Consider the following 26,204-nt stretch of genomic DNA (forward strand, 5'->3'; position numbering starts at 1 on the left):
GGCGCGCCCGGCGCTGGGTGACCGCGCCGGGGCCGCCGAGGGGGCCGGGGGCTGGGCCGCGCTCGGCCTCCGCCCGCCTTTCGGCCCGGGGCGACGGGGTACGGACGAGGTGGAGCCGGGAGTCGCGCGGGATACGGGACGTCACGGGAGCAGTCTTCCTGTTGACGGTCCGAAAACCCAAACGGAATCCCGGCGGAGCACTTCGGGGGCCGCCGCCCCGGCGCGCGGGAGGCTCACATGAGGGGAGTGAGGAAGCGGCGGAGCGCCTCTTCGTAGTCGGCGGGGTCGGCGTTCCACAGGGCGCCGTGGGACGCATCCGGAACGGAGTGCAGGGTGACGAGGTCGGGCCGCTGGCGGGCCAGCTCGCGCGACAGCGCCCAGGAGGCGACGGCGTCGTCGGGGCTGTGCAGCAGGAGCGTCGGCACCTTGAGCCCGGCGGGGTCGGCGACCGTGCGCAGGCGGTCGCCGCGCAGGCCGGTGCGGCCCTGGGCGGCGCGCACCGCGAGCGGCAGGAGCGGGGCCGGGGTACGGCGCGCGGTGGCGAGCGCGCGCAGGGCGGCCTCCCAGTCGAGGACCGGCGAGTCGAGGACGAGCCCCGCCACGCGCTCGCGCAGGGCGGCGCGCGCGGCGGCGTGCAGCGCCATGGTGGCGCCGGTGGACCAGCCGTACAGGACGACGCTCCGCGCGCCGTAGCGCACGGCGTGCCGGATGGCGGCGTCCAGGTCCCGCCACTCCGTCTCGCCGAGGTGGCCGAGGCCGTCCGGGGAGCGCGGCGCGCCCGGGTCGCCGCGGTAGGCGAGGGCCAGGACCGGCAGCCGCCACGCGCGCAGGAAGTCCATGACGACCATGCTGTGCTCGCGGGTGGTGCCGAGGCCGTGCACGGCGATGACCCAGGTGTCGCGGCCGCCGGGCACGAACCAGGCGGGCAGCGTGCCCAGTTCGCCGGGGATCTCGACGTCGGCGTACTCGATGCCCAGGGCCGAGCGCGGGTCGCCGGTGTGCACCTGCGGGGTGAGCCAGACCTTGGCGCCCGGCTCCAGGGTGCCGTGGGTGACCCGCTCCAGGCGGCGTACGACCGTGTCGGCCGGGTGCGGGGTCTCCGCGAGGACGGGGCCGACCACGGCGTGGCAGCCGGGGCCCGCCAGGCCGTGGACGCCGGGGCGCAGGGAGGCCAGGGAGCGGGTGAGGGCGACCTGTCCGGCGGCGGTGGCGTGGACGGTCAGGCGCTGCTGCGTGGGCAGCGGGCGGTCGGGGGCGGTCCTGAGGGCGGCGTTGCTGGCGTAGCGGCCCGCCGCGACGGCCGCGAGAGCGGCGGCGGACGCGGCGGTGACGGCTGCGGCTGCGGCTTTGGCTGGGCGCACGGGTCAAGTCTCCGTGGGGTCGGCGGCAGGGGCCAGCGGGCGTGACCCTGGCGGGTACGCCCGGGCCCGTCCCCGCTCACTTCCTCTGCCCGTACCCCTTCAGTTTCTCCGTCACCTCGTCGAGCTGGTCCGGGGTCAGGAGCGTGGGGGTGCGCCCGGGCACGGACACGGCCGTGAGCCAGAGGCGGCACATCCATTCGAGCTGGGCCGTGCGGTCGTAGGCCTGGGTGAGGGTGTCCCCGTAGGCGACCGTGCCGTGGTTCCGCAGGAGGCAGGCGGTGCGGTCGCGCAGGGCGCGCAGCATGTGCGCCGCCAGCTCGTCGGTGCCGTACAGGGCGTAGGGGGCCACGCGCACCGGGCCGCCGAGGGCGCTGGTCATGTAGTGGACGGGCGGGAGTTCGGGGACGAGCGTGGAGACGGCGGTGGCGTGCACCGCGTGCGTGTGGACGACGGCGCCGGCGGTGGTGGCGCGGTAGATCTCCAGGTGCATGGGGAGCTCGCTGGTGGGGGTCAGCTCGCCGAAGAGGCGCCTGCCGTCCAGGTCGACGCCGACGGCGTCGGCCGGTCCCAGGCCGTCGTACGCGACGCCGCTCGGGGTGACGAGGACGGTGTCCCCGACGCGGACGGAGACGTTGCCGGAGGTGCCCACGACGAGGCCGTCGGCGACGGTCCGGCGCGCGGTCGCCACCAGCGCGTCCCAGGCCCGCGCGAGCGCCCCGGGCGCCGGGCCGCCGCCCGCCGCGCCCTGCCGCTCCACCCGTGGCTCCACTTGCGGCTCTTGCTGCGGCTCTTGCCGTGACTCTTTCTGTGGCTTTTCCTGTGGCTCTTCCTGTCGCTGCTCAGTCATGCCGTGATCCTGTCAGGCGGCGACGGTCCGGACGCGGGTTCCGGACAGCCCGGGATCTCGCGCACCCTTCAGCCCCTTTCCTCCTCGTTCACCCCACTCGGCACACTTAGCTGAATATTGAACATTTATGGGTGAATCTTCCAGTAGCCTCTGGGGGATTTGCCACGCGCGTCGCCGTCCAGGGGGAACGCGTCGCCATCCAGGGGGAAGCATGGCCCGTGATCAGCAGCCGTCCCGCCGTCGTGTCCGCGCCGTCGCCGCGTCTGTCGCGGCCCTGGCGATCGGCGGGTCCGCGCTCGCCGAGGCGCCCGCGGCGGCGGCGGACAGCACGCGCGGGCACGACGTGTCCTCGCACCAGAAGAACGTGGACTGGCCGGGGGCGAAGGCCGCGGGGGCGCGCTTCGTCTATGTGAAGGCCACCGAGTCCCACACCTACCGCAGCCCGTACTTCCGCCGGCAGTACGACGGGTCCCGCGCCGCCGGGCTGGTGCGGGGCGCGTACCACTTCGCCCTGCCGCACCGGTCGTCCGGCCGGGCGCAGGCCGCGCACTTCGTGGCCAACGGCGGACACTGGACGCCGGACGGCTGGACGCTGCCGCCCGCGCTCGACATCGAGCACAACCCGTACGGGAACCGGACCTGCTACGGCCTGTCCAGGGCCCGCATGGTGGCCTGGATCACGTCCTTCAGCAACGAGGTGCGGCGGCGCACAGGCCGGCTGCCGGTGATCTACACGACCGCGAAGTGGTGGAACGCCTGCACGGGCGGCAGCACCGCCTTCGGCCGGCACCCGCTGTGGCTCGCGCGCTGGTCGGCGTCGCCGGGGGCGCTGCCGAGCGGCTGGTCGGCCTGGACGTTCTGGCAGCACTCCGACGGCAGCGGCGGGGGCGGGCTGCCGGGTGACCAGGATCTCTTTCGCGGCTCGACGGCCCAGCTCAGGCAGTTCGCGCGCGGCTGAGCGAAGAGGGCCGGGGCACTCCTCGGACATGCCCCGGACGGCCCAATTCCGGGGGTGTGGGGGCTTCCCGGCCGGGTTCGGGGGCGCGCTCCGGTGTATGCCGGAACGATGTGGCGCCGCGGCATCCCCGGACGGGTCACCGCCAGGCCCGGCCCAGTTCACTTTCCGTTCACTCAGGTTGCCTACGGTCCACAAGCCACTGACGTCCAACAGAAGCCTGGGTAAATGGAAAACATCACGCTTCTCCTCGGGATCGTGATCGTCACCGCTCTCGTGTTCGATTTCACGAACGGTTTCCACGACACTGCCAACGCGATGGCGACGACCATCTCGACCGGCGCCCTCAAGCCCAAGACGGCGGTGGCCATGTCCGCCGTGCTCAATCTCGTCGGAGCGTTCCTGTCCGTCGAAGTCGCCAAGACCATCTCCGGCGGCATCATCAACGAGGACGGCCTGAAGACAGAGGTGATCTTCGCGGCCCTCGTCGGCGCGATCCTCTGGAACCTGCTGACCTGGCTGCTCGGCCTGCCGTCCAGCTCCTCGCACGCCCTGTTCGGCGGCCTCATCGGCGCCGCCGTGATGTCCATGGGCTGGTCGTCGGTGAACGGCGGCACGGTCGTCACCAAGGTGCTGCTCCCCGCGGTCGCCGCCCCGCTGGTGGCCGGTATCGCGGCCTCCCTCGCCACCCGGCTGACGTACCGCATCAGCAGCCGCACGGACGAGAAGGCGACCTCGAAGGGGTACCGCGCCGGGCAGATCGCCTCGGCCGGCCTCGTCTCGCTCGCCCACGGCACGAACGACGCGCAGAAGACCATGGGCATCATCACCCTCGCCCTGATCACCGGCGGTGTCCTCAACCCGGGCGCGAACCCCCCGCTGTGGGTCATCGTCTCGGCCGGTGTCGCCATCGCGCTCGGCACCTACCTCGGCGGCTGGCGGATCATCCGCACCATGGGCAAGGGCCTGACCGAGCTGGCCCCGCAGCAGGGCTTCGCCGCGCAGACCTCCGCCGCGACCGCGATCCTCGCGTCCTCGCACATCGGCTTCTCCCTCTCCACCACGCAGGTCTGCTCCGGCGCCGTGATGGGCGCGGGCCTCGGCCGCAAGGGCGGTGTGGTCCGCTGGTCCACCGCCACCCGGATGTTCGTGGCCTGGGGCCTGACGCTGCCGGCCGCGGGCCTGGTCGGCGCCGGTGCCGAACTCCTCACCAAGCAGGGCGACTGGGGCGTCGCGGTCACGGCCGCGCTGCTCATCGGCGGCTCCGCCGTCATCTGGTCCCTGTCGCGCCGCCAGCCGGTCGACCACACGAACGTCACGGCCGACGAGATCGGCGCGACCGGCGCCGCGCGGGACGGCGAGCCCGCGGGCGTCGTCACCACCGCCATCGCCGCCGTCACCCCGCCCCCGGCGGGCGCGCTGGCCACCGCGTCGGTGGGCGCCCCCGAGCCGCCGATGTCCGAGAACACCGCGTCCGTGGCGGACCCCGCCCGGCCCGCCACGGTCTAAGGAAGCAGCAGCATGAAGATCGACTGGGCAGCCCTCGGCTCCGTCTTCGGAGTCAGCCTCGTGGTGACCGTCGCCCTCGTGGGCCTGTTCACGCTCGGCATCGTCGGCCTCTCCAAGCAGGAGCAGGCCCGCACCGCCACGGCCGGCGGCGGCACGGGCGCGCTGCCGGCCCGCCTGGGCGCGTACGCCTGCTTCGCGCTGTGCGCGGCGGCGGTGTCGTACGGGATCTATCTGATCGTCGTCTGAGGACGCGCGCGCCGCTGGGCAGCGCGCGGACGGTCGTGACAGGAGCGGCACCCGGTGGCTCACCGGGTGCCGCTCCTGTCGTACGGGTGCTGTTCCTGTCGTACGGGGGCCGGTGCGAGGGGGCGTCCGAGGGCGCGTCCGAGGGGCGCCGACGGCGCGTGGACGTGGTCCGCGCAACACTGCCCCGCCGCAGGTCAACCGCGAGTTGACGGGCGCTGACGGGCGTGGTGGACTGCCGGGGCCAACCACGGCGGCAGCAGAGGAAGTCCGGTGCGAATCCGGCGCGGTCCCGCCACTGTCACCGGCGCAGCGCGTCCGCCGCGCTCCCCGGGAGCCAGGAACTCTCGCCGCCTGTCACGTCGAACCAGGGCGCGGACACCCTGAGTGAGGACACGTCGTCATGCGCGGCCGACCGCCGTTCCCCGCCGGGGCTCCCTTCGGGTCGAGCCCTTCCCCCGGCCTCCCCGGGTCTCGTTCCTCCCGCCGTCTCCCGCGCGTGACGGCGGGCTGATTCGATGCGTGCCGATCGCGACTTCGCGTACGGCGCCGCCGCCGGACTCCTCGGTGACCTGCTGCTCGGCGACCCCCGCCGAGGGCACCCGGTCGCCGCGTTCGGGCGTGCGGCGGGTGCCGTCGAGCGGGTCCTGTGGCGCGACCACCGCGGGTGGGGCGCGCTGCACACCGCCGTCTGCGCCGGGGGCGCCGTCGCCCTGGGGGCACTCGCCGTCCGCGCCGGGCGCCGCTCGCGGGGCGCGTCCGTCGGCCTGTCCGCGGCGGCGACCTGCCTCGTCGTCGGCGGCACCGCGCTCGTGGCGGAGGCGCGGGCCATCGGCGGCGCGCTCGCCGCCGGGGACGTGGAGGTCGCCCGGGAGCGCCTGCCGCACCTGTGCGGGCGCGACCCGCAGGCCCTGGACGCGGACGGGATCGCGCGGGCCGTCGTGGAGTCCGTCGCCGAGAACACGTCCGACGCCGTCGTGGGCGCGCTGGTGTGGGGCGCCGTGGGCGGCGTGCCCGGCCTCCTCGGCTTCCGGGCCGTCAACACGCTGGACGCCATGGTGGGCCACCGGTCGCCCAGGTACCTGCGGTACGGCTGGGCCTCCGCGCGGCTCGACGACGTCGCGGGGTGGCCGGGGGCGCGGCTCACCGCGCTCCTCGCGGTCGCCGCCGGGGGCGCCCCGCAGGGGGCGCTGCGGGCCTGGCGGCGCGACGCGCGGCGGCACCCGAGCCCCAACGCCGGGGTGGTCGAGGCCTCGTTCGCGGGGGCGCTCGGGGTGCGGCTCGGGGGGACGTTGTCGTACGGAGGACGTGTGGAGGAGCGGCCGGTGCTGAACGAGGAGGGGCGGACCGTGGCCGTCGACGACATCGAGCGGGCCGTACGGCTGTCCCGGCGGGTGAGCTGGCTGGCGCTGGGCGTCGCCGCCGGGGCGCGCCTGGCGCGGGCGCGGTGCGGGAAGGGGGTGTCGCGGTGAGCGGCGGGCTGCTGGTCGCCGGGACGACCTCCGACGCGGGCAAGAGCGTCGTCACCGCCGGGATCTGCCGGTGGCTCGCCCGCAAGGGCGTCTCCGTCGCGCCGTTCAAGGCGCAGAACATGTCGCTGAACTCCTTCGTCACCCGCGAGGGCGCCGAGATCGGGCGGGCCCAGGCCATGCAGGCGCAGGCCGCCCGGGTCGAGCCGTCGGCGCTGATGAACCCGGTGCTGCTCAAGCCCGGCGGCGAACGGTCCAGCCAGGTCGTCCTCATGGGGAAGCCGGTGGGCGAGATGAGCGCGCGCGGCTACCACGGCGGCAGGCAGCAGGCGCTGTTCGACACCGTCGTGGGATGCCTGGAGGAGCTGCGGGGCACGTATGACGCCGTGATCTGCGAGGGGGCGGGCAGTCCCGCCGAGATCAACCTGCGGCGCACCGACATCGTGAACATGGGCATCGCGCGGGCCGCGCGCTTCCCGGTCGTCGTGGTCGGGGACATCGACCGCGGCGGCGTCTTCGCGTCGTTCTTCGGCACCGTGGCGCTGCTCGACCGCGCCGACCAGGAGCTGGTGGCCGGGTTCCTCGTCAACAAGTTCCGCGGCGACGTGTCGCTCCTGGAGCCGGGCCTCGACATGCTCGAAGGGCTCACGGGACGGCGGACGTTCGGCGTGCTGCCGTTCCGGCACGGGCTCGGCATCGACGAGGAGGACGGCCTGCGGGTGTCCTTGCGCGGCGCCGTGCGCGAGTCCGCGGTCGCGCCGCCGCACGGCGAGGACGTGCTGCGCGTCGCCGTCTGCGCGGTGCCGCTGATGTCGAACTTCACCGACGTGGACGCCCTGGCCGCCGAACCGGGCGTCGTCGTGCGGTTCGTGGACCGCGCGGAGGAGCTCGCCGACGCCGACCTGGTTGTCGTGCCGGGGACGCGCGGGACCGTGCGCGCCCTGGCCTGGCTGCGCGAGCGCGGGCTCGCGGACGCGCTGGCCCGCCGGGCCGCGCGGGGGCGGCCCGTGCTGGGCATCTGCGGCGGCTTCCAGGTGCTCGGCGAGCGCATCGAGGACGAGGTGGAGTCGCGCGCCGGGACCGTGGAGGGGCTCGGACTGCTGCCCGTACGGGTGCGGTTCGCGCGGGAGAAGACCCTGGCGCGGCCGTCCGGAAAGGCGCTCGGCGAGCCCGTCGAGGGCTACGAGATCCACCACGGCGTCGCCGACGTGCTCGGCGGCGAGCCGTTCCTGGACGGCTGCCGCGTCGGCGAGGTGTGGGGCACGCACTGGCACGGCTCGCTGGAGAGCGACGCGTTCCGGCGGCGCTTCCTCACCGAGGTGGCGCGGGCGGCCGGGCGCCGCTTCGTACCGGCCCCGGACACCAGCTTCGCGGCGCTGCGCGAGGAGCAGCTCGATCTGTTGGGCGACCTGATCGAGGAGAGCGCGGACACGGACGCGCTGCTGCGGCTGATCGAGAGCGGCCCGCCCGCCGGTCTTCCCTTCGTGCCGCCGGGGGCGCCGTCGTGACCCCGCCGGGGGCTCCCCTAGCCCGTCCCATCCCGAAACCAGAGGGCTGCCGCCCCCTGGCCCCCCGCTCCTGTCGGTGCGTCGCGCCTCGTCCTCACACGCCGGACGGGCTCGACGACGCGCCGGACGGGCTCGACATGGAGGTCGTCGCGTGAGTACCCCCTACCCCTTCACCGCCCTCGTCGGCCAGGACGACCTGCGGCTCGCCCTGCTGCTCAACGCCGTCTCCCCCGCGGTCGGCGGCGTCCTGGTGCGGGGTGAGAAGGGCACCGCCAAGTCGACGGCCGTCCGGGCGCTCTCGGCGCTGCTTCCGGACGTGGACGTCGTCGCCGGGTGCCGGTTCTCGTGCGCGCCGGGGGCGCCCGACCCCGGGTGCCCGGACGGGCCGCACGAGCCGGGCACGGGCACCACGCGGCCCGCGCGCATGGTGGAGCTGCCCGTCGGGGCGTCCGAGGACCGGCTCGTGGGGGCGCTGGACATCGAGCGGGCGCTCGCCGAGGGCGTCAAGGCCTTCGAGCCGGGCCTGCTCGCCGACGCGCACCGCGGCATCCTGTACGTCGACGAGGTCAATCTGCTGCACGACCACCTGGTCGACCTGCTGCTCGACGCCGCCGCCATGGGCGCCTCGTACGTGGAGCGCGAGGGCGTGTCCGTGCGGCACGCGGCGCGCTTCCTGCTCGTCGGGACCATGAACCCCGAAGAGGGCGAGCTGCGGCCGCAGTTGCTCGACCGGTTCGGCCTGACCGTGGAGGTCGCGGCCTCCCGCGAGCCCGACCAGCGCGTCGAGGTCGTCAGGCGGCGGCTCGCCTACGACGACGACCCCGAGGGCTTCGCCGGGCGCTGGGCCGCGGAGGAGGCCGCCGTGCGCGACCGCGTCGTGGCCGCGCGGGCGCTGCTGCCCCGGGTGCGGCTCGGCGACGGCGCGCTGCGGCAGATCGCGGCGACCTGCGCGGCCTTCGAGGTGGACGGCATGCGCGCCGACATCGTGATGGCCCGCACCGCGACGGCGCTCGCCGCGTGGGCGGGGCGCGAGGACGTGCTCGCCGAGGACGTGCGGCAGGCCGCGCTGCTCGCGCTGCCGCACCGGCGGCGCCGCAACCCGTTCGACGCGCCGGGGCTCGACGAGGACAAGCTCGACGAGACGCTGGAGGAGTTCGCCGACGACGACACCGGCAGCGGCGACACCGGCACCGGTGACGGCGGTGACGGCGGTGACGGGGACGACGGCGGGGACGACGACCCGGGCCCCGGCGGTGGCGGGGACGGCGGTGGCGGCGGTCTGCCGCCCCAGGCCCCGCCCCCGGACACGGACGCCTCCGCCGGGACGGGTTCGCCGCCGGCCGGTGGCGAGGCCCCCGAGGGCGGCCGGCCGGAGGGCGCCCCGGCCGGGGTGCAGCAGCCGGTGCGGGCCGCCGAGCCGTTCCGTACGAAGGTGCTGAGCGTGCCGGGGTTCGGCGACGGCGCGGCCGGGCGGCGGTCGCGGGCGCGCACCGAGCACGGGCGGACGACCGGGTCCCGGCGGCCCCGCGGGACGCTGACGAAGCTGCACCTGGCCGCGACCGTGCAGGCCGCGGCGCCGCACCAGCGCACGCGCGGCCGGTCAGGGCCCGGGCTCGTGGTGCGCAGGGACGACCTGCGGCAGGCCACCCGCGAGGGGCGCGAGGGCAACCTCGTGCTGTTCGTGGTGGACGCGTCGGGCTCGATGGCGGCGCGGCAGCGGATGGGCGCCGTCAAGGGCGCCGTGCTCTCGCTGCTGCTCGACGCCTACCAGCGGCGGGACAAGGTGGGTCTGGTGACGTTCCGCGGCGCCGCCGCGGAGGTGGCGCTGCCGCCCACGTCGTCGGTGGACGCCGCCGCCGCGCGCCTGGAGTCGCTGCCCACGGGCGGGCGTACGCCGCTCGCGGCCGGGCTGCTCACGGCGCACGAGGTGCTGCGGATCGAGCGACTGCGGGACCCGGCGCGGCGCCCGCTGGTGGTGGTCGTGACCGACGGGCGCGCCACGGGCGGGGTGGAGCCGGTGGCCCTGGCGGGGCGGGCGGCACGGCTGTTCGCGGCCGACGGGGTCGCGTCGGTCGTCGTGGACTGCGAGACCGGGTTCGTACGGCTCGGGCTCGCCGCGCGGCTCGCCGGTGAACTGGGCGGTACGGCGGTGACGTTGGACGAGTTGCGCGCGGAGAGCATCGCCGGACTCGTCCGTGAGGTACGGACGGGCAACGAGAGGAAGGTCGCGTAATGCCGAAGGGGCAGCCGAACGTGGTGCCGGACGACGGGCTGACGACGCGTCAGCGCCGGAACCGCCCGCTGGTGATGGTGCACACGGGCGTCGGCAAGGGGAAGTCGACGGCCGCGTTCGGCATGGCGCTGCGCGCCTGGAACCAGGGGTGGCCCGTCGGGGTGTTCCAGTTCGTCAAGTCGGCGAAGTGGAAGGTCGGCGAGGAGAACGCGCTGAAGGTCCTCGGGGCCAGCGGCGAGGGCGGGCGCGTCGACTGGCACAAGATGGGCGAGGGCTGGTCGTGGATCCAGCGGGAGCCCGCGGCGGGCGAGCCGAGCCACGAGGAGAAGGCGCGCGAGGGCTGGGAGCAGGTCAAGCGGGACCTGGCCGCCGAGACGTACCGGTTCTACGTCCTCGACGAGTTCGCGTACCTGCTGCACTGGGGCTGGGTGGACGTCGACGAGGTGGTGGAGGTGCTGCGGGAGCGGCCCGGCACCCAGCACGTGGTGATCACCGGGCGCAACGCCCCGGAGAAGCTGGTGGAGTACGCCGACCTCGTCACGGACATGTCGAAGGTCAAGCACCCGATGGACACGGGTCAGAAGGGGCAGCGGGGCATCGAGTGGTAGCACGTGTCGTCATCGCGGCGCCGTCCTCCGGGAGCGGGAAGACGACCGTCGCGACCGGGCTCATGGCGGCCTTCACGCGGGCGGGCCTCGCCGTCTCGCCGCACAAGGTGGGGCCCGACTACATCGACCCCGGCTACCACGCGCTCGCCACCGGGCGCCCCGGCCGGAACCTGGACGCCTACATGTGCGGCCCCGGCCTGGTGGGCCCGCTGTTCGCGCACGGCGCGGCGGGGTGCGACCTCGCCGTGATCGAGGGCGTCATGGGCCTGTTCGACGGGGCGGCCGGGCAGGGCGAGCTGGCGTCCACGGCGCACGTCGCGAAGCTGCTGCGGGCGCCGGTGGTCCTGGTCGTCGACGCGTCGTCGCAGTCGCGGTCCGTGGCGGCGCTCGTGCACGGCTTCGCGTCGTGGGACCCCGAGGTGCGGCTCGGCGGGGTGATCCTCAACAAGGTGGGCTCCGACCGGCACGAGGAGCTGCTGCGGGAGGCGCTCGACTCGTCGGGCGTGCCGGTGCTGGGCGCGCTGCGGCGGGCCCCGCAGGTGCGGGCGCCGTCCCGGCACCTGGGCCTGGTGCCGGTCGCGGAGCGGCGGGCCGAGGCGGTGGACTCGGTGGCGGCGCTGGCGGAGCAGGTGCGGCAGGGGTGCGACCTGGAGGCGATCCTGGCGCTGGCGCGCGGCGCGGGGCCCTGGCCGGGGGCTCCGTGGGAGCCGGCCGTCGGTGCCGGGGCGGGCGTGGCCGCGCCGGGGGACGAGGTGCCGGTGGGCGGCAGGCCGGTGGTCGCCGTCGCGGGCGGGGCCGCGTTCTCGTTCTCGTACGCCGAGCACACCGAGCTGCTCACGGCCGCCGGGGCCGAGGTCGTCGTCTTCGACCCGCTGCACGACGAGCGACTGCCCGCCGGGACGCGGGGGCTGGTCATCGGGGGCGGGTTCCCGGAGGTGTACGCGCCGGAGCTGTCCGCCAACGAGCCGTTGCGGAAGGCGGTGGCGGAGCTGGCCGCCGCCGGGGCGCCGGTCGCGGCCGAGTGCGCGGGGCTGCTCTACCTGGCGCGGGATCTCGACGGGAAGCCGATGTGCGGGGTGCTCGACGCCCGGGCGCGGATGGCGGAGCGGCTGACGCTCGGCTACCGGGACGCCGTGGCGGTGTCCGACAGCGTCCTGGCCACCGCGGGGACGCGGATGCGCGGGCACGAGTTCCACCGCACCGTGGTCGAGCCGGGCGCGGGGGCGGCTCCCGCCTGGGGGCTGCGCACGCCCGAGCCGCGCGTCGAGGGCTTCGTGCAGCGGGGCGTGCACGCGAGCTATCTGCACACGCACTGGGCGGCCGGGCCGGGGGTGGCGCGGCGGTTCGTGGGGAGGTGCCTCGCCGGGGGCGGGGCCGAGGCTTCGGCCGTCGCTGAGTCCGGGGATGTGGCCGGGACCGGGGCCGGGGATGCGGCCGGGGCCGGGGATGTGGCCGGGACCGGGGCCGGGGTCGCTCGGTGACGTGTGGAGCGATACGCGGCGGGGTCGGTGGCGGGGTGCGCGGCGGGACGAGGGGCTCACTCCGCCAGGCCGACCACCAGCCAGATGAAACCGGCGCCCGCCACCGTGCACAGCAGCGTGGAGCGCGCCGGGTGGTCGTGGTGGGCCTCGGGCAGGATCTCGGCGGCGGCGAGGTAGAGCAGCGCCCCGCCGAAGAAGCCGAGGTAGCCGCCGAGCAGCGGCTCCGGCAGGGTGAAGAGCAGCGTGGACGCGGCGCCCGCGACGGGGGCGAGGGCGTCCGCGACCAGCATGGCCACGGCCCTGCGCCGCGCGTTCCCGTACAGCTTCGTGATCGTGTACGTGTTGAAGCCGTCGGCGAAGTCGTGGGCGATGACGGCGACCGCGACGGCCGCGCCCATGCCCCCGCCCACCTGGAAGGCGGCGCCGATCGCGACGCCGTCCATGACGCTGTGCGCGACCATCGCGGCCGCCGCGGTGAGCCCCACCTGCGGCACCCGGGCGCCGGCCGCCCCGCCCGCCACGTCGGCGCCGTGGGGGGCGGCGCGCCGCAGCGCGAGGAGCCGCTCCACCACGTGCGCGAACAGGAATCCCGCGACGGCCAGGAGCAGGGCCGCGGGCACCCCGAACACCGGCTCGCCCGCCGCCTCGAGCGCCTCCGGCAACAGGTCGAGCCCGACCACGCCGAGCATCAGGCCGCCCGCGAGGCCGAGCACCAGATGGCGCCGGTCGGTGACCCGCCCGGCGGTCCAGCCGCCCACCAGGGTCATCACGAACGCGCCGAGCGCCACGAACACCGCCATGGGCTCTTGCTAGCGGATCGGGGCGGCCGCCGCTAACCGGTTGCCGCGACTGTCACCCGCACGGCCGCGTCCGGCCGCCCCGCCCTCCCCTGCCCGCCCCGTCCCGTCCCGCCCCGTCCCGCCCGAGAGGATTCCTTCATGGCTGACGTCGCCGCCCCCGCCGGTGCGGTCCCGTCCGTAGCCGCCGAGGCGGCCGGGGGCGCGGAAGGCCGGGACCTCGTCGTCGGCGTGGGCGCGCGCAAGGGCGTCGCGGTCGACGAGGTCCTTGACCTCGTGCTCGGCTGCCTGCGGGACGCCGGGCTGCCCGTGTCAGCCGTACGGGGGCTGGCGACCGTCGACGCCAAACGGGACGAGCCCGGCGTCGCCGGGGCGGCCGCGCACCTGGGGGTGCCGCTGGCGGTGTACTCGGCGGAGGAGCTGGCGCGGGTCGCGGTGGCGGGCCGGTCCGGCGCGGTGCTCGCCGCCGTGGGTACGCCGTCCGTGGCCGAGGCCGCGGCGCTCGCGCGGGGCGGCGAGCTCCTGGTGCCGAAGCGGAGGTCCGCCCGGGCGACGTGCGCCGTCGCCCGGGTGCCGGCGGGTCCGCGGGCGGCGGCGGGTACGCTCCGCCGACGCGACCGGCGCCGGGCAGGCGCCGACGGAGCCGGCCGGGGGCGTTCGCCCGGGCCACGAGGGACAGCGGCACAGGGGCACGGTCAGGGACATGAGTACGGACGTGGGCACGGACTGGGGCACGGGCACGGGTGTGATGACGGATGTGGGCACGGACTCGGACTCGGGCTCGGGCTCGGGCTCGGATGTGATGACGGATGTGGGCACGGACTCGGGCGTGGACGTGGGTACGGCGTCGTGGGCGGACGGGGTCGGTGGCGGGGACGTGCCGGACGCCCGCGCCGAGGCCGCGGCGGCGCGTCCCGTCGGCCCGCCCGACGACGTCGATCTGCGGCACCACGGGGACGCGGAGGTACGCGACACCGCGGGCCCCGGCGGCCCTGGCGCACCCCGGGGCCCTGGCGGCAACGGCGGTCCCGCCGGTCCCGTCGACCTCGCCGTGAACGTCCGCTCCGGTACGCCGCCGGCCTGGCTGAAGCAGCACATCACGGCCTCGCTCGACGGGCTCGCCGCCTACCCCGACGGGCGGGCGGCGCGGGCCGCCGTGGCGGCGCGGCACGGGGTGGAGCCCGGCAGGGTGCTGCTCACGGCGGGCGCCGCGGAGGCGTTCGTGCTGCTCGCGCGGGCGCTGCGGGTACGGCGGCCGGTGGTCGTGCACCCGCAGTTCACGGAGCCCGAGGCGGCGCTCCGGGACGCCGGGCACACGGTGGGGCGGGTGCTGCTGCGGGCGGCCGACGGCTTCCGGCTCGACCCGGCGGCGGTGCCCGAGGACGCGGACCTGGTGGTCGTGGGCAACCCGACCAACCCCACCTCGGTCCTGCACCCCGCGGCCGACCTCGCCCGGCTGGCCCGCCCGGGGCGGGTGCTGGTGGTGGACGAGGCCTTCATGGACGCGGTGCCCGGGGAGCGGGAGGCCCTGGCCGGGCGCGTCGACGTGCCCGGGCTCGTGGTGCTGCGCAGCCTCACCAAGACGTGGGGGCTCGCCGGGCTGCGCATCGGGTACGTCCTCGCCGACCCGGCCACGATCGGCGCCCTTGAGCGGGCGCAGCCGCTGTGGCCGGTGTCGTCGCCCGCCCTCGCGGCGGCCGAGGCCTGCGTGACGCCGCGCGCGCTCGCCGAGGCCGGACACGTCGCGCACCGCGTGGCCGCGGACCGGCGGCACCTGGTGGCCGGGCTCGCGGCGCTGCCCGGGGTGGAGGTGGTGGGTCCGGCGGAGGGGCCGTTCGTGCTCGTACGGACGCCCGGGGCGGCCACCGTGGTGCGGGAGCGGTTGCTGGAGCGGGGGTTCGTGGTGCGGCGTGGCGACACGTTTCCTGGCCTGGGGCCCGATTGGGTACGGGTGGCCGTGCGGGGCCGGGCCACCACCGAGGCCCTGCTCCGGGCCTGGCCCGGGGGCCGCGCCACCTGACGGTCGCGGGGGCTTGCCCACCCGCCCGCCCGTGACTCGGCACTCCCAGGCGCGGCCACCCCGCCGCTCCGCGGCGGCCGTGCCCACCCGCCCGCCCGTGACTCGGCAGTTCACGGCGCAGCCCTCAACGCACCGCGTCGCGACCCGTCTCGCGGCAGCCGTCAGTGCGCGGCCGCCCACCCCCCGAGGTGGTTCTCCGCCGAGCGCGCCCCCTCGGGCTCACGCAGGATCGAAGGGAACAGGTAGTCCGACTCGACGGCCAGGTCCCACCCGTGGGCCTGCACGGCAAGGGCGGCGAGGGTGACGGCGCCGGTGGGCAGCAGAGTGGCCGGGGCGGCGTCCGGCGCCACCGCGGCGCGGTACGCGGTCAGGTGGTCGTACAGGGCGTCTTCGAAGGCGGTCTGGTGGTCGGTCAGCAGGACGCGCAGCAGGCGCTGATCGGCGGTCAAGGGGCCCGCGGCGTCGAGCTCCAGGGCGGCGTCCAGACGCTCGTCGACACCCGGCTTCCGCAGGGGGACGGTCGGCCAGTCCCGGGGCAGGTGTCCGCTCGCCGGGGTCAGGTAGCCGCACAGGGCGTTCATCTGCGCGAGGTCGCTGCCGCGGGAGACCGACTCCTGCCGCGCGTAGGGCACGCCCGCCCGGATCTCCGGGGCGTGATCGGCTCGCAGGACGAGGCCGATCGCCTTGTCCCACTGCCATATGAGGCCGCTGACCACGCAGAGTTCGAAGGCATCGGTCCAGGTGCGCGCGGTGGTCGGGTGCGCGGGCTGGCGGGTCTCGTCGTAGTCGGTCCCCGGGTTGCCGATCGACTCGCCGACGTGGTTGAGGCGCACCTCCCAGTCGCCTTCGGGAAAGACCCCCAGGTCCAGCACGCCCAAGGCGCAGGCCGCCGCGTCCTCCAGGTCGGCGCGGGCGTCGTGGGAACGGAATCGGGTGTCCCGTGCGGCACGGGCGGCGTAGTGGTCCAGGAAGTCGCCGCTCATCCGGGCCAGGGTGGGCCGCAGGGGAAGGGTGCCGTCCTGGATCCCCTCCCAGTTCCGCTCCGTCGTCGCGTCGAAGTGCCGCAGCACCGATGCGATCCGCTGGTCGTCGACGTCGTGTCCCGCCACCGTTCTCATGGTCGACATGCTGCCAGGCGGGTCTCAGCGAGGAGGCCGGCGCCGTCGTCGCGTGCTTCCCCGACGGTGGCGGGGCTGCCGCGCAGCGGCACAACGGCCCCGCCTGGGCAACTGGCGGCAACGGACGGGTGGGTGGGCGAGCGTGCTGGGCAGCGGCCGAAGCCGGACCCCCGCCCGGTGGCGCCGGGCCACCGGACGGGGGCGCCGGACCCGCTCAAGGTTCACCGGACCCGCTCAAGGCCCACCGGACCCGCTCAAGGCCCAGGGGCCGGGTTCAGCGGCGGCGGGCGTAGAGCAGGGCTCCGCCTCCGCCCAGGAGGAGGGCCACCGCGCCGCCGGCCACGTACGGCGTCACCGCGCTGCCCCCGGTCTCCGCGAGGTCCTCGTTCTCGTCCTTGGGCTTCGGCTCCGGCTTCGGCGCCTCCCGCCGCGTGACGGGCTCCGCCGGCTTGCCGCCCTGCGGTTCGGGGCGCGGCTTGGCACCGGGCGCGGGGGTCTCGCAGGTCGCGCCCGCGAGGGTCACCGTGCCCTTGACGGCCGCGACGCCGAGCTTCAGCGGGTCGACGTCCACCTGGAGCCGGAGCGCGGTGGCGGCGGCCGTACGGGAGGTGGTCCGGGTCGCGGACAGGTCGAGGCGGACCTCGCCGACGCCGGGGACGGACACCTCGGTGGTGCCCGCGGACTTCACGGCGACCTGCTTGCCGAGGACGGTCACGGTGCCGACGAAGGTCGACTCGGCGGTGGGCCGCTTCCCGGCCGCGCACACGGCCTTCGACGTGACCTGGTCGACCTCGACGAGGGGCAGCAGCGGCAGGCCCGGCAGGTGCACCTTGGCGCGGGCCACGTTGCTGTAGCCCTCGGCGGTGCCGCCCTCCACGGTGGCCCGCGCGGTGGCGGCGTCGGCGCGCAGGACGCTGAACGGCTGCCCGCCCTCGACGCCGTCGAGCTTCGCGGTGAGGGTGGTCCGCTCGGCGCTCGCGGGCGCGCTCACGTCGTTCAGGGCGAGGTTGAGCGGCTGCCGCACGGACTTGTTGAGCAGGGAGACGTTCAGCCCGGTGCGGAGGACGACGGCACCGGCGCGGCCGCCCCTGTCGCCGTCGGTGGCGTGCGCGGCCCCGCCGGTGGCGAGCGCCGCGGGACCGGCGGCGACCACGGTGGCGGCGGCGAGGGCGACGGCGCGGCGCGCGGCCGGGCGGCGGAAGGTGTTGCTGGACAAGGTGGTGGAACCCCCACATGAGTGACGAAGGTGCCACCCGCGCACGCCACACGGGGACATCACGTGCGCGGGGCACCACGGCTGCCGGAGTACGCCGGGCGGCGCCGCCGACTCCGGCATCCTTACGCACTGAGAGTGAACGGGCGACAACCTGGCGTGAGTTCACCCCAACGAGAGGTTTCCGCCCCTGCTTTCGAATCGGCTGCCACGGAAGTTCCCCCGGGACACCCGCTTCACGTCCGCTCGCGGGCGGCAGCCGCGGACCGGGAGGCGAACAGCCCCTCGTCAACGAGCCCGGCGCCGTCGCGTCACCGTCCGTCAACTCCTCGCCCGCGTACGGGGCTTCGGGCGCACCTCACCCGTGCCCCGCGGGCGCCTTCCCTGCGGGCGCCCGCGGGACCCGGGCGCGGGTGCCACGGACGCCGTCCCCGCCGCGCCGCGGGCGGTCCGCCGCCGTCAACCCACGACCCTGCCGTTGACGACCACCCTGCGCGGCGCCGCGAGCACCCGTACGTCGGCCCGCGGATCGTCCTCGTACACGACGAGGTCACCGGGCGCGCCCTCGACCAGGCCCGGGCGGCCCAGCCAGGCCCGTGCGGCCCACGTCGTGGCGGACAGCGCGTCGAGCGCGGGGATGCCCGCCCTGGTGAGCTCCGCGACCTCCCCGGCGACCAGGCCGTGGGCGAGGGAGCCCCCGGCGTCGGTGCCCGCGAAGACCGGGACCCCGGCGTCGTACGCGGCCCGGACGGTGTCGTAGCGGCGGGCGTGCAGGCGGCGCATGTGCTCCGCCCACCTGGGGAACTTCTTCTCGCCACCGGCGGCGAGCCGGGGGAACGTCGCGATGTTCACGAGGGTCGGCACGATGGCGACGCCCCGCTCCGCGAAGAGCGGGATGGTGTCCTCGGTCAGCCCCGTCGCGTGCTCGACGCAGTCGATGCCCGCCTCGACCAGGTCGCGCAGCGAGTCCTCGGCGAAGCAGTGCGCGGTCACGCGGGCGCCGAGCCGGTGCGCCTCGGCGATGGCCGCCTCCACCGCGCCGCGCGGCCAGCACGCGGTGAGGTCGCCCTCCTCGCGGTCGATCCAGTCGCCGACGAGCTTGACCCAGCCGTCGCCGCGCCGGGCCTCGCGGGCGACGTACGCGACGAGGTCGTCGGGCTCGATCTCGTGCGCGTAGTTGCGGATGTAGCGGCGGGTGCGGGCGATGTGGCGGCCCGCTCGGATGATCTTCGGCAGGTCCTCGCGGTCGTCGATCCAGCGGGTGTCGGACGGCGAGCCCGCGTCGCGCAGCAGCAGCGCGCCCGCGTCGCGGTCGGTGAGGGCCTGCTTCTCCGCCTCCTCGGCGGGGACGGGGCCGTGGGCGTCGAGCCCGACGTGGCAGTGGGCGTCGACCAGGCCGGGCAGCGCCCAGCCGCGCACCGTGACCACGTCCCGCACGGCGGGCCGTTCGAAGGTCACCCGCCCGCCGACCACCCACAGTTCGTCCCGTACGTCCTCGGGCCCGACGAGCACCCGCCCCTTCACGTGCAGCACCGCGTGATCGCTCATGGCAGCAGCTTAGGAGGGCGGGAAGGGCCGGGGCCGGGCCGGGCGGGCACGGGCTCCGGGGGCGGTCGGTAGGCTCGGGGCAGCCAACCGTCCCGACGCAGCAGCGAAGTGAGCGCACGCCCATGACCCACCCCTTTCTCGACCTGGCACCGCTGAGCGCCGCGCACTTCGCCGCGATCGAGGACCGCGTGGCGCGGCTCCTGGACACCCGGCAGGACGTCGTGATCACGCAGGGCGAGGCGCTCCTGCCGCTGGAGGGCTGCATCCGGGGCGCCGCGCGGCCCGGCACCACCGCCCTGAACGTGATCACGGGCCCGTACGGGCAGACCTTCGGGAACTGGCTGCGCGACTGCGGCGCCACGGTGATCGACCTCGCGGTGCCGTTCCACACGGCGGTCACCGCCGCGCAGGTCGAGGAGGCCTTCGCCGCGCACCCCGGGATCGACTTCGTCTCGCTCGTGCACGCCGAGGCCGCGACCGGCAACACCAACCCGGTAGCGGAGATCGGCGAGGTGGTGCGCGCGCACGGGGCGCTGTTCATGCTGGACGCCGTGGCGTCCGTGGCCGCGGAGCCGCTGCTGCCGGACGCCTGGGGCGTGGACCTGTGCGTGATCGGCGCGCAGAAGGCGATGGGCGGCCCGGCGGGGGTGTCCGCGGTGTCGGTCAGCGAGCGCGCCTGGGAGCGGATGGCCGCCAACCCTCAGGCGCCGCGCCGCTCGTACCTGTCGCTCCTCGACTGGAAGGAGCGGTGGATCGACGGCGGCCGCAAGGCGCTCCTGCACGCGCCCGCGCAGTTGGAGATGCTCGCCCTGGAGGCGTGCCTGGAGCGGATCGAGTCGGAGGGCCTGGAGGCGCTGATGGCGCGGCACGCCACCGCCGCCGCGGCCACCCGCGCGGGCGCGCTCGCCCTCGGCGTCGGCCTGGAGCCGTACGTGCACGCGGCGCGGGACGCCGCGCCGGTGGCCACGACGCTGCGCGCGCCGCGGGGCGTGGACGCCTCGGCGCTGGTGGCGAAGGCGCTGACCGCCGACCCGGTGCTGCCGCTCGTGGCGGGCGGGGGCGCGCTGGCCAAGGAGATGATCCGGGTCAACCACTACGGGCCGGACGCGACGCGGGGCGTGGTGCACGGTTCGCTGGCCGCGCTGGGCTCGGCGCTGAGCGAGTTCGGCGTCACGGTGGACCTGGAGGCGGCCCGGCGCGCCGCCACGGAGGCCTGGGCCCAAGCCTGACCACCACCCGACGGCTCTCCCGACAGCTTTCGCGACGGCCCTCCCAACAGCGCTGGCGGCAGCCCTCCCGACAGCCGTCGCGGCGGCTCTCCCAGCAGCCTTCCCGGCAGCTTTCACGGCGGCCCTCCGGGCAGCACGCACGGCAGCCGCTCGCGGCAGCCTTCCCGACAGCGCTCGCGTCAGGGCGGGCGCCCCGCGCGCGCGTCACCGCCCGCCCCGCGGGCCGCCCCTCCCCCGCCCTTTCCGTCCGTCCTTCGCGTCCGCCCCTCCGGGTTCCCCGGAGGGGCTTTCCGCTGCGCTTCGCGGTAACGCCGCGCGAAGCGGTCGGCGCGGCGCCGACGCAGCGGTCGACCCCATTAAGACTCCCTTTTTCAGTTCGTTTTAACGGCGCCTTCACTAATTCTTTCAGGAACAGTCGAGAACAGCTTCCCGCTTTCTCCTGCCCGCTTTTACCGAGCCTAAACACCAAGGTTTCGACAACGCGAAAGGCCACATTCCGGGCGCGCGACGACCCCGTATCAGCCTGTGACGTACTCCACATCGCGACCGATTTGCCTGCATAATCCGGACAAATATGGGCGATCTCCCGGGTCCTCATGCGGGCGCCCGCGCAGGCGCGATAACACATGACGGCGCGCCACGTAACCCCTTCCCCCGATGCAATTCCAGAAATTGCTGGGTAAATTCAATCCGCATGACCGCTGCACAAGCCGATCTACCGACCGACCTGCAAGCGTCCGACCCGCAAGCGAATTTCCGTGGAATGCCCGAAGGCCTGCGCCTCGACACCCCGGGTGTCGCCGACGGGGCCGCGATCTGGCGGATCGCCCGCGACTCCAAGGTGCTCGACCTCAACTCCTCGTACAGCTATCTGCTGTGGTGCCGCGACTTCGCGGCCACGTCCGCCGTGGCCAGGGACGCCGACGGCGAGCCGGTCGGCTTCATCACCGGTTACGTCCGCCCGGACGCGCCGCGCACCCTCGTGGTCTGGCAGATGGCCGTCGACCACGCGCACCGTGGCCGGGGTCTCGCCGGTGCGCTGCTCGAAGGGCTGACGGCGAAGGTCGCCGCCGAGCGCGGCACCGACACCGTCGAGACCACCGTCACGCCGGGCAACACCGCCTCGGAGCGCGTGTTCACCTCGTACGCCGAGCGGCACGGCGCCCGCCTGGAGCGCACGGTGCTCTTCGACGCGGCCCTGTTCCCCGGCGACGAGGGCGGGCACGAGCCCGAAGTCCTTTACGTCATCGGCCCGGTGGCCCGCTGAGCCCTCGGGCACCTCGTCACCCGTCCGCCCCTCGACCCCTCACCCCTTTCCATCTCCCAGGAGATTCGCTGTGACCATCACCCAGCCGGACCTGAGCGTCTTCGAGACCCTTGAGTCGGAGGTGCGCAGCTACTGCCGCGGTTGGCCCACCGTCTTCGACCGCGCGCAGGGCAGCCGCATGTACGACGAGGACGGCCACGAGTACCTCGACTTCTTCGCCGGTGCCGGATCCCTCAACTACGGGCACAACAACCCCGTCCTGAAACGGGCGTTGCTCGACTACCTGGAGCGCGACGGCGTCACGCACGGCCTCGACATGTCGACGACGGCCAAGCGCGCCTTCCTGGAGTCGTTCCAGAACCTGATCCTGCGCCCGCGCGACCTGCCGTACAAGGTCATGTTCCCGGGCCCGACGGGCACCAACGCGGTGGAGTCCGCGCTGAAGCTGGCCCGCAAGGTCAAGGGCCGCGAGGCGATCGTGTCGTTCACGAACGCCTTCCACGGCATGTCGCTCGGCTCGCTCGCCGTCACCGGCAACGCCTTCAAGCGGGCCGGCGCCGGCATCCCGCTGGTGCACGGCACGCCCATGCCGTTCGACCACTACCTGGACGGCAAGGTGCCGGACTTCCTGTGGTTCGAGCGGCTCCTCGAGGACCAGGGCTCCGGGCTCAACAAGCCCGCCGCCGTCATCGTGGAGACCGTGCAGGGCGAGGGCGGCATCAACGTGGCGCGTGCCGAGTGGCTGCGCGCCCTGCAGGACCTGTGCCACCGCCAGGACATGCTGCTCATCGTCGACGACATCCAGATGGGCTGCGGCCGCACCGGCGCGTTCTTCTCCTTTGAGGAGGCGGGCATCACGCCGGACATCGTGACCGTCTCCAAGTCCATCAGCGGCTACGGCCTGCCGATGGCGCTCACCCTCTTCAAGCCGGAGCTCGACGTCTGGGAGCCGGGTGAGCACAACGGCACCTTCCGCGGCAACAACCCGGCGTTCGTGACGGCCGCCGCCGCCCTCCAGACGTACTGGACCGACGGCTCCGCCATGGAGAAGCAGACCCGCGCCCGCGGCGAGCAGGTCGAGCAGACGCTCGTCGCGCTCGTCGACGAGCACCGCGCCGACATCGTGGAGTACCGCGGCCGCGGCCTGGTGTGGGGCATCGAGTTCCGCGACAAGGAGCGCGCCGGGCTCGTCGCCAGGCGCGCCTTCGAGCTCGGTCTGCTCATCGAGACCTCCGGCCCGCAGGGCGAGGTCGTCAAGCTCCTGCCGGCCCTGACCATCACGGCCGAGGAGCTCGACGAGGGCCTGCGCACCCTGACCCGCGCCGTGCGCGAGACGGCCTGAGCGCCCCGCGCCCACTCCCCCGTACCACCAGCAGGAAAGGCATCAACTCACCGTGATCGTCCGTTCGTTCCAGGACATCGAAGGCACCGACCGGCACGTGAAGGCCAAGTCGGGCACCTGGGAGAGCAAGCGCATCGTGCTCGCCAAGGAGCGCGTCGGCTTCTCCCTGCACGAGACCATTCTGTACGCGGGCACCGAGACCTCCATGTGGTACGCCAACCACGTCGAGGCCGTCGTGTGCACCAAGGGCGAGGCGGAGCTCACCGACCACACCAACGGGGAGACGTACCGCATCACGCCCGGCACCATGTACCTGCTCGACGGGCACGAGAAGCACACGCTGCGCGTCAAGGAGGACTTCCACTGCCTGTGCGTCTTCAACCCGCCGGTGACGGGCCGCGAGGACCACGACGAGAACGGCGTCTACCCGCTGCTCACGGAGCCGGAGGCCGAGTAGCCGGCGCAGCCCCGGGCAGCAGGACACCCCGACATCCCCACACGGGCCGTACGAGAGGAGAGGCAGGCACCGCCATGACCACCGCACCCGAACGCACCGCCGACCTGTACCCGACCCGAGGCACCGAAGAGGTCCTCATCGACCGCAAGGACCCCGTCGTGTGGTCCGCGCCGGGTACGCCGGGGCCGTTCACGGACGAGGACCTCGCGGCGTTCGAGCGGGACGGTTTCCGGGCCGTCGACGAGCTGATCACGCCCGACGAGGTGAGCACGTACCACGCGGAGCTGGAGCGGCTGATCAACGACCCGGAGATGCGCGCGGACGAGCGTTCCATCGTCGAGCCGCGCTCGCGCGAGATCCGGTCGATCTTCGAGGTGCACAAGATCAGTGAGGTCTTCGCGCGCCTGGCCGCCGACCCCCGCGTCGTGGGCCGGGCCCGGCAGATCCTCGGCTCGGACGTGTACGTCCACCAGTCGCGGATCAATGTGAAGCCCGGCTTCGGGGCCTCCGGCTTCTACTGGCACTCCGACTTCGAGACCTGGCACGCCGAGGACGGCCTGCCGAACATGCGGACCGTCTCGGTGTCGATCGCGCTCACCAGGAACTACGACACCAACGGCGGGCTGATGATCATGCCGGGGTCGCACCGGACGTTCCTCGGCTGCGCGGGCGCGACGCCGAAGGACAACTACAAGAAGTCGCTCCAGATGCAGGACGCGGGCACGCCCTCGGACGAGGCGCTCACCAAGCTCGCCTCGGCGTACGGCATCCGCCTGTTCACGGGCGAGGCCGGCTCGGCCACCTGGTTCGACTGCAACGCCATGCACGGCTCCGGGGACAACATCACCCCGTACCCGCGCTCGAACGTCTTCATCGTCTTCAACAGCGTGGAGAACACGGCGGTGGAGCCGTTCGCGGCCCCCGTCCGGCGGCCCGAGTTCATCGGGGCGCGCGACTTCACGCCCATCGGCTGAGCCGGACGGACGTGCGACGAGGCCCGGCGCCCCGCGGCGCCGGGCCTTCGCGCTGCCCGCGCGAGCCGGCTACAGCGTCGGGTAGTCCGTGTAGCCCTGCGCGCCGCCGCCGTAGAACGTGGCGCGGTCGGGCTCGTTGAACGGACCGCCCGCCCGCAGCCGCGCGGGCAGGTCCGGGTTGGCGAGGAACAGGGCGCCGTACGAGACGATGTCCGTGGTGCCGTCCTCGACGAGCGCGAGGGCCTCGGGGCCGGTCGGGCCCTCGGTGGCGGGGTTGAGGACGAAGGCGTTGCGGAACCCCTTGCGCAGCGCGGTGGTCAGCTCCCGGATCGGGCCGACCTCCATGACGTGCAGGTAGGCGAGGTCCAGCGCGTCCAGCTTCTCGACCAGGGCGAGGTAGGTCTCGTCCGGGTCGGGCTCGTGGATGTCGTTGAGGGGGTTGCCGGGCGAGAGGCGGATGCCGGTGCGGGCCGCGCCGATCTCCGCGACGACCGCCTCGGCGACCTCGACGGCGAAGCGGATGCGGTTCTCGACCGAGCCGCCGTAGGCGTCCGTGCGCCGGTTGGAGCCCGGCGCGAGGAACTGGTGGATGAGGTAGCCGTTGGCGCCGTGCAGCTCCACCCCGTCGAAGCCCGCCTCGATCGCGTGGCGCGCGGCCGCGGCAAACTCGGCGACGGTGGCCCGTACGTCGTCCCCGGTCAGCTCGCGCGGCGTGACGAAGTCCTTCGGGCCCTCGTGCGTGTACACCTGGCCTGCGGCGGCTATCGGCGACGGGCCGACCGGGACGAGGCCGTCGGGCAGGAGCACCGGGTGGCCGACGCGGCCCGTGTGCATGAGCTGGGCGAAGATCCGGCCGCCCTTGGCGTGGACGGCGTCGGTGACCTTGCGCCAGCCCGCGACCTGCTCGGCGCTGTGCAGGCCGGGGGTGTCCGGGTAGCCCTGGCCCACCGGGGACGGCTGGACGCCCTCGGTGACGAGCAGGCCCGCGGAGGCGCGCTGGGCGTAGTACTCGGCGGTGAGGTCGGTCGGCACGCCCCCGGCCCCGGCCCGGCTGCGGGTCATGGGGGCAAGCGCGATGCGGTTGGCGAGCGGGGTGCCGGAGAGGTCGATGGGGTCGAACGCGGTGGTCATGGCAGCTCCAAGGCGTGCGTAGCCGGTCCTGGCCACCATTATTGGTCGGCCAAGTAATAACAACCGGGAGCCACTGTAGCGCATTCATTGGCCGACCAAGGTAATCTGGGGACGTCCCCCTCCCCCGTGACCTGGAGCTGTGCCATGAAGGCCGAAACCGAGCGGGCCGAGCCCGTCTGTCCGTCCGCGGCCGCGGGCGGTCCCGTCAGCGCCGCCATCCCCCGCGTCGCGCGCCTGCACCGCACCGCCGCGGGCAAGCTCCTGAAGGACGCCGGGCTCTACCCCGGCCAGGAGCTGATGATGATGCACCTGTGGGAGGCGGGCGCCGTGCGCCAGTCGGAGCTGATCAGGATGGTCGACCTGGACCCGTCGACGGTCACGAAGATGCTCCAGCGCCTGGAGCAGGCGGGCCATGTGCGCCGCCGCCCCGACCCCGCCGACCGGCGGGCCGTGCTCGTCGAGGCCACCGAGGACAGCGGCACTCTGATGCGGACCGTGGAGCGCGCCTGGACCCGACTGGAGCAGCACACGCTGGCGGGCCTCGACCCGGAGGAGCGCGCCCAGCTCGGACGGCTGCTGTCCCGGGTCGAGGCCAACCTGTGCACGGAGACCGCCGACTGCCCCGCGGCGGCGGGGCGGCGGGCTTAGGGCGGCGGCGCCTCGGCGCGGTGGCGGCTTCGGCGCGCCGACAGCCGCAGCGCGGGGCCGGTGTCAGCGCCAGGCCGCCGGGAGGGCGTCCAGGAGCCGGTCGACGTCCGCCTCGGTGTTGTAGAAGTGGAAGGCCGCCCGCAGCGAGCCCGCGCGGTCGGACACCTCCACGCCCGCCGCGCTCAGCTCCGGCTGCCGGGCGCCGAGCCCGGGCACGGCCACGACGGGCGACCCGGGCGCGGCGTT

The 26,204-nt window shown here is 74.9% G+C and carries 22 protein-coding genes, 2 pseudogenes and 1 riboswitch; of the genes and pseudogenes, 16 read left to right on the forward strand and 8 right to left on the reverse strand.

The genetic code is table 11. The annotated features are described in order from the left end of the window. Positions 1-233 precede the first annotated feature (233 nt). Both IE330_RS29565 and IE330_RS29570 read right to left on the reverse strand, forming a co-directional pair. Positions 234-1,361 (reverse strand): alpha/beta hydrolase, encoded by a 1,128-nt coding sequence (locus IE330_RS29565; RefSeq protein WP_190139220.1) that lies wholly within the window; start codon positions 1,359-1,361, stop codon positions 234-236. 76 nt (positions 1,362-1,437) lie between these two features. Further along, positions 1,438-2,208: a class II aldolase/adducin family protein gene (locus IE330_RS29570; RefSeq protein WP_190139221.1), complete on the reverse strand. Its 771-nt coding sequence runs from the start codon at positions 2,206-2,208 to the stop codon at positions 1,438-1,440. 211 nt (positions 2,209-2,419) lie between these two features. Between IE330_RS29570 and IE330_RS29575 the strand changes: the two genes are divergently transcribed. From IE330_RS29575 to IE330_RS29610, 8 genes are all read left to right on the forward strand, one after another. Continuing rightward, entirely contained in the window at positions 2,420-3,166 is a 747-nt protein-coding gene (locus IE330_RS29575; RefSeq protein ID WP_190139222.1) for a lysozyme, read from the forward strand. A 225-nt stretch (positions 3,167-3,391) separates the two neighbouring features. Then, positions 3,392-4,672, forward strand: a complete 1,281-nt coding sequence (locus IE330_RS29580; protein WP_190139223.1) for an inorganic phosphate transporter — start codon at positions 3,392-3,394, stop codon at positions 4,670-4,672. A 12-nt stretch (positions 4,673-4,684) separates the two neighbouring features. Continuing rightward, on the forward strand, positions 4,685-4,918 hold the full coding sequence (locus tag IE330_RS29585; RefSeq protein WP_190139224.1) for a hypothetical protein: 234 nt from the start codon (positions 4,685-4,687) through the stop codon (positions 4,916-4,918). A gap of 259 nt (positions 4,919-5,177) precedes the next feature. After that, positions 5,178-5,262, forward strand: a riboswitch (cobalamin riboswitch). Positions 5,263-5,433: 171 nt separating this feature from the next. After that, the gene (locus IE330_RS29590; RefSeq protein WP_190139225.1) at positions 5,434-6,387 is read left to right on the forward strand and encodes a cobalamin biosynthesis protein; all 954 of its coding nucleotides are present in this window, start codon (positions 5,434-5,436) and stop codon (positions 6,385-6,387) included. Next, positions 6,384-7,892 carry a cobyric acid synthase gene (locus tag IE330_RS29595; RefSeq protein WP_190139226.1) on the forward strand — a complete coding sequence of 503 codons (1,509 nt, stop codon included), beginning with the start codon at positions 6,384-6,386 and terminating at the stop codon, positions 7,890-7,892. Before IE330_RS29590 ends, IE330_RS29595 begins: the two co-directional genes overlap by 4 nt. Before the next feature lie 151 nt (positions 7,893-8,043). After that, positions 8,044-10,125, forward strand: coding sequence for a putative cobaltochelatase (locus IE330_RS29600; RefSeq protein ID WP_190139227.1), 2,082 nt, complete (start codon positions 8,044-8,046; stop codon positions 10,123-10,125). Beyond that, complete coding sequence (gene cobO / locus IE330_RS29605; RefSeq protein WP_190139228.1) at positions 10,125-10,733, forward strand: cob(I)yrinic acid a,c-diamide adenosyltransferase; 609 nt, start codon at positions 10,125-10,127, stop codon at positions 10,731-10,733. Before IE330_RS29600 ends, cobO begins: the two co-directional genes overlap by 1 nt. Continuing rightward, positions 10,727-12,214 carry a cobyrinic acid a,c-diamide synthase CobB gene (locus IE330_RS29610; RefSeq protein ID WP_190139229.1) on the forward strand — a complete coding sequence of 496 codons (1,488 nt, stop codon included), beginning with the start codon at positions 10,727-10,729 and terminating at the stop codon, positions 12,212-12,214. The genes cobO and IE330_RS29610 overlap by 7 nt, the downstream gene beginning before the upstream one ends. Positions 12,215-12,270: 56 nt before the next feature. On the opposite strand, the gene IE330_RS29615 is transcribed toward IE330_RS29610, so the two are convergent. After that, complete coding sequence (locus IE330_RS29615) at positions 12,271-13,014, reverse strand: ZIP family metal transporter (protein WP_190139230.1); 744 nt, start codon at positions 13,012-13,014, stop codon at positions 12,271-12,273. Between the two features lie 138 nt (positions 13,015-13,152). Between IE330_RS29615 and IE330_RS29620 the strand changes: the two are divergent. Further along, positions 13,153-13,518 (forward strand): annotated as a pseudogene (locus IE330_RS29620) (cobalamin biosynthesis protein); the annotation flags it as partial. A gap of 196 nt (positions 13,519-13,714) precedes the next feature. Continuing rightward, entirely contained in the window at positions 13,715-15,031 is a 1,317-nt protein-coding gene (gene cobC, locus IE330_RS29625) for an Rv2231c family histidinol phosphate aminotransferase CobC (RefSeq protein WP_229926017.1), read from the forward strand. A 161-nt stretch (positions 15,032-15,192) separates the two neighbouring features. Here cobC and IE330_RS29630 read toward each other — a convergent pair whose 3' ends face one another. The 3 genes from IE330_RS29630 to IE330_RS29640 form a co-directional block, all read right to left on the reverse strand. Continuing rightward, positions 15,193-16,149, reverse strand: a complete 957-nt coding sequence (locus IE330_RS29630) for an immunity 49 family protein (protein ID WP_190139231.1) — start codon at positions 16,147-16,149, stop codon at positions 15,193-15,195. A gap of 274 nt (positions 16,150-16,423) precedes the next feature. After that, positions 16,424-17,365, reverse strand: a complete 942-nt coding sequence (locus IE330_RS29635) for an SCO1860 family LAETG-anchored protein (RefSeq protein WP_190139232.1) — start codon at positions 17,363-17,365, stop codon at positions 16,424-16,426. 456 nt (positions 17,366-17,821) lie between these two features. Continuing rightward, positions 17,822-18,910, reverse strand: a complete 1,089-nt coding sequence (locus tag IE330_RS29640) for an amidohydrolase family protein (RefSeq protein WP_190139233.1) — start codon at positions 18,908-18,910, stop codon at positions 17,822-17,824. 122 nt (positions 18,911-19,032) lie between these two features. Here IE330_RS29640 and IE330_RS29645 point away from each other — a divergent pair, with 122 nt between their 5' ends. The 5 genes from IE330_RS29645 to thpD all read left to right on the forward strand — a co-directional run bounded on the left by IE330_RS29645 (position 19,033) and on the right by thpD (position 24,179). After that, the gene (locus IE330_RS29645; RefSeq protein ID WP_190139234.1) at positions 19,033-20,139 is read left to right on the forward strand and encodes a pyridoxal-phosphate-dependent aminotransferase family protein; all 1,107 of its coding nucleotides are present in this window, start codon (positions 19,033-19,035) and stop codon (positions 20,137-20,139) included. Positions 20,140-20,833: 694 nt separating this feature from the next. Continuing rightward, the gene (ectA, locus tag IE330_RS29650; RefSeq protein ID WP_190139235.1) at positions 20,834-21,406 is read left to right on the forward strand and encodes a diaminobutyrate acetyltransferase; all 573 of its coding nucleotides are present in this window, start codon (positions 20,834-20,836) and stop codon (positions 21,404-21,406) included. Between the two features lie 70 nt (positions 21,407-21,476). After that, positions 21,477-22,748 (forward strand): diaminobutyrate--2-oxoglutarate transaminase, encoded by a 1,272-nt coding sequence (gene ectB, locus IE330_RS29655; RefSeq protein WP_190139236.1) that lies wholly within the window; start codon positions 21,477-21,479, stop codon positions 22,746-22,748. A 52-nt stretch (positions 22,749-22,800) separates the two neighbouring features. After that, a complete protein-coding gene (locus tag IE330_RS29660; protein WP_190139237.1) occupies positions 22,801-23,205 on the forward strand; it encodes an ectoine synthase in 405 nt (134 codons plus the stop codon). Between the two features lie 74 nt (positions 23,206-23,279). Next, positions 23,280-24,179: an ectoine hydroxylase gene (gene thpD / locus IE330_RS29665; RefSeq protein ID WP_190139238.1), complete on the forward strand. Its 900-nt coding sequence runs from the start codon at positions 23,280-23,282 to the stop codon at positions 24,177-24,179. Between the two features lie 69 nt (positions 24,180-24,248). Here the strand turns inward: thpD and IE330_RS29670 are convergent, their stop codons facing one another. Then, positions 24,249-25,310, reverse strand: a complete 1,062-nt coding sequence (locus IE330_RS29670; RefSeq protein ID WP_190139239.1) for an alkene reductase — start codon at positions 25,308-25,310, stop codon at positions 24,249-24,251. A 144-nt stretch (positions 25,311-25,454) separates the two neighbouring features. Between IE330_RS29670 and IE330_RS29675 the strand changes: the two genes are divergently transcribed. Next, positions 25,455-25,958 (forward strand): MarR family winged helix-turn-helix transcriptional regulator, encoded by a 504-nt coding sequence (locus IE330_RS29675; protein WP_190139240.1) that lies wholly within the window; start codon positions 25,455-25,457, stop codon positions 25,956-25,958. Between the two features lie 63 nt (positions 25,959-26,021). On the opposite strand, the pseudogene IE330_RS29680 reads toward IE330_RS29675, so the two are convergent. After that, a pseudogene (locus IE330_RS29680) lies at positions 26,022-26,204 on the reverse strand (aminotransferase class V-fold PLP-dependent enzyme); the annotation flags it as partial.

The organism is Streptomyces longispororuber (genome assembly GCF_014656095.1).
GTDB lineage: Bacteria > Actinomycetota > Actinomycetes > Streptomycetales > Streptomycetaceae > Streptomyces > Streptomyces longispororuber.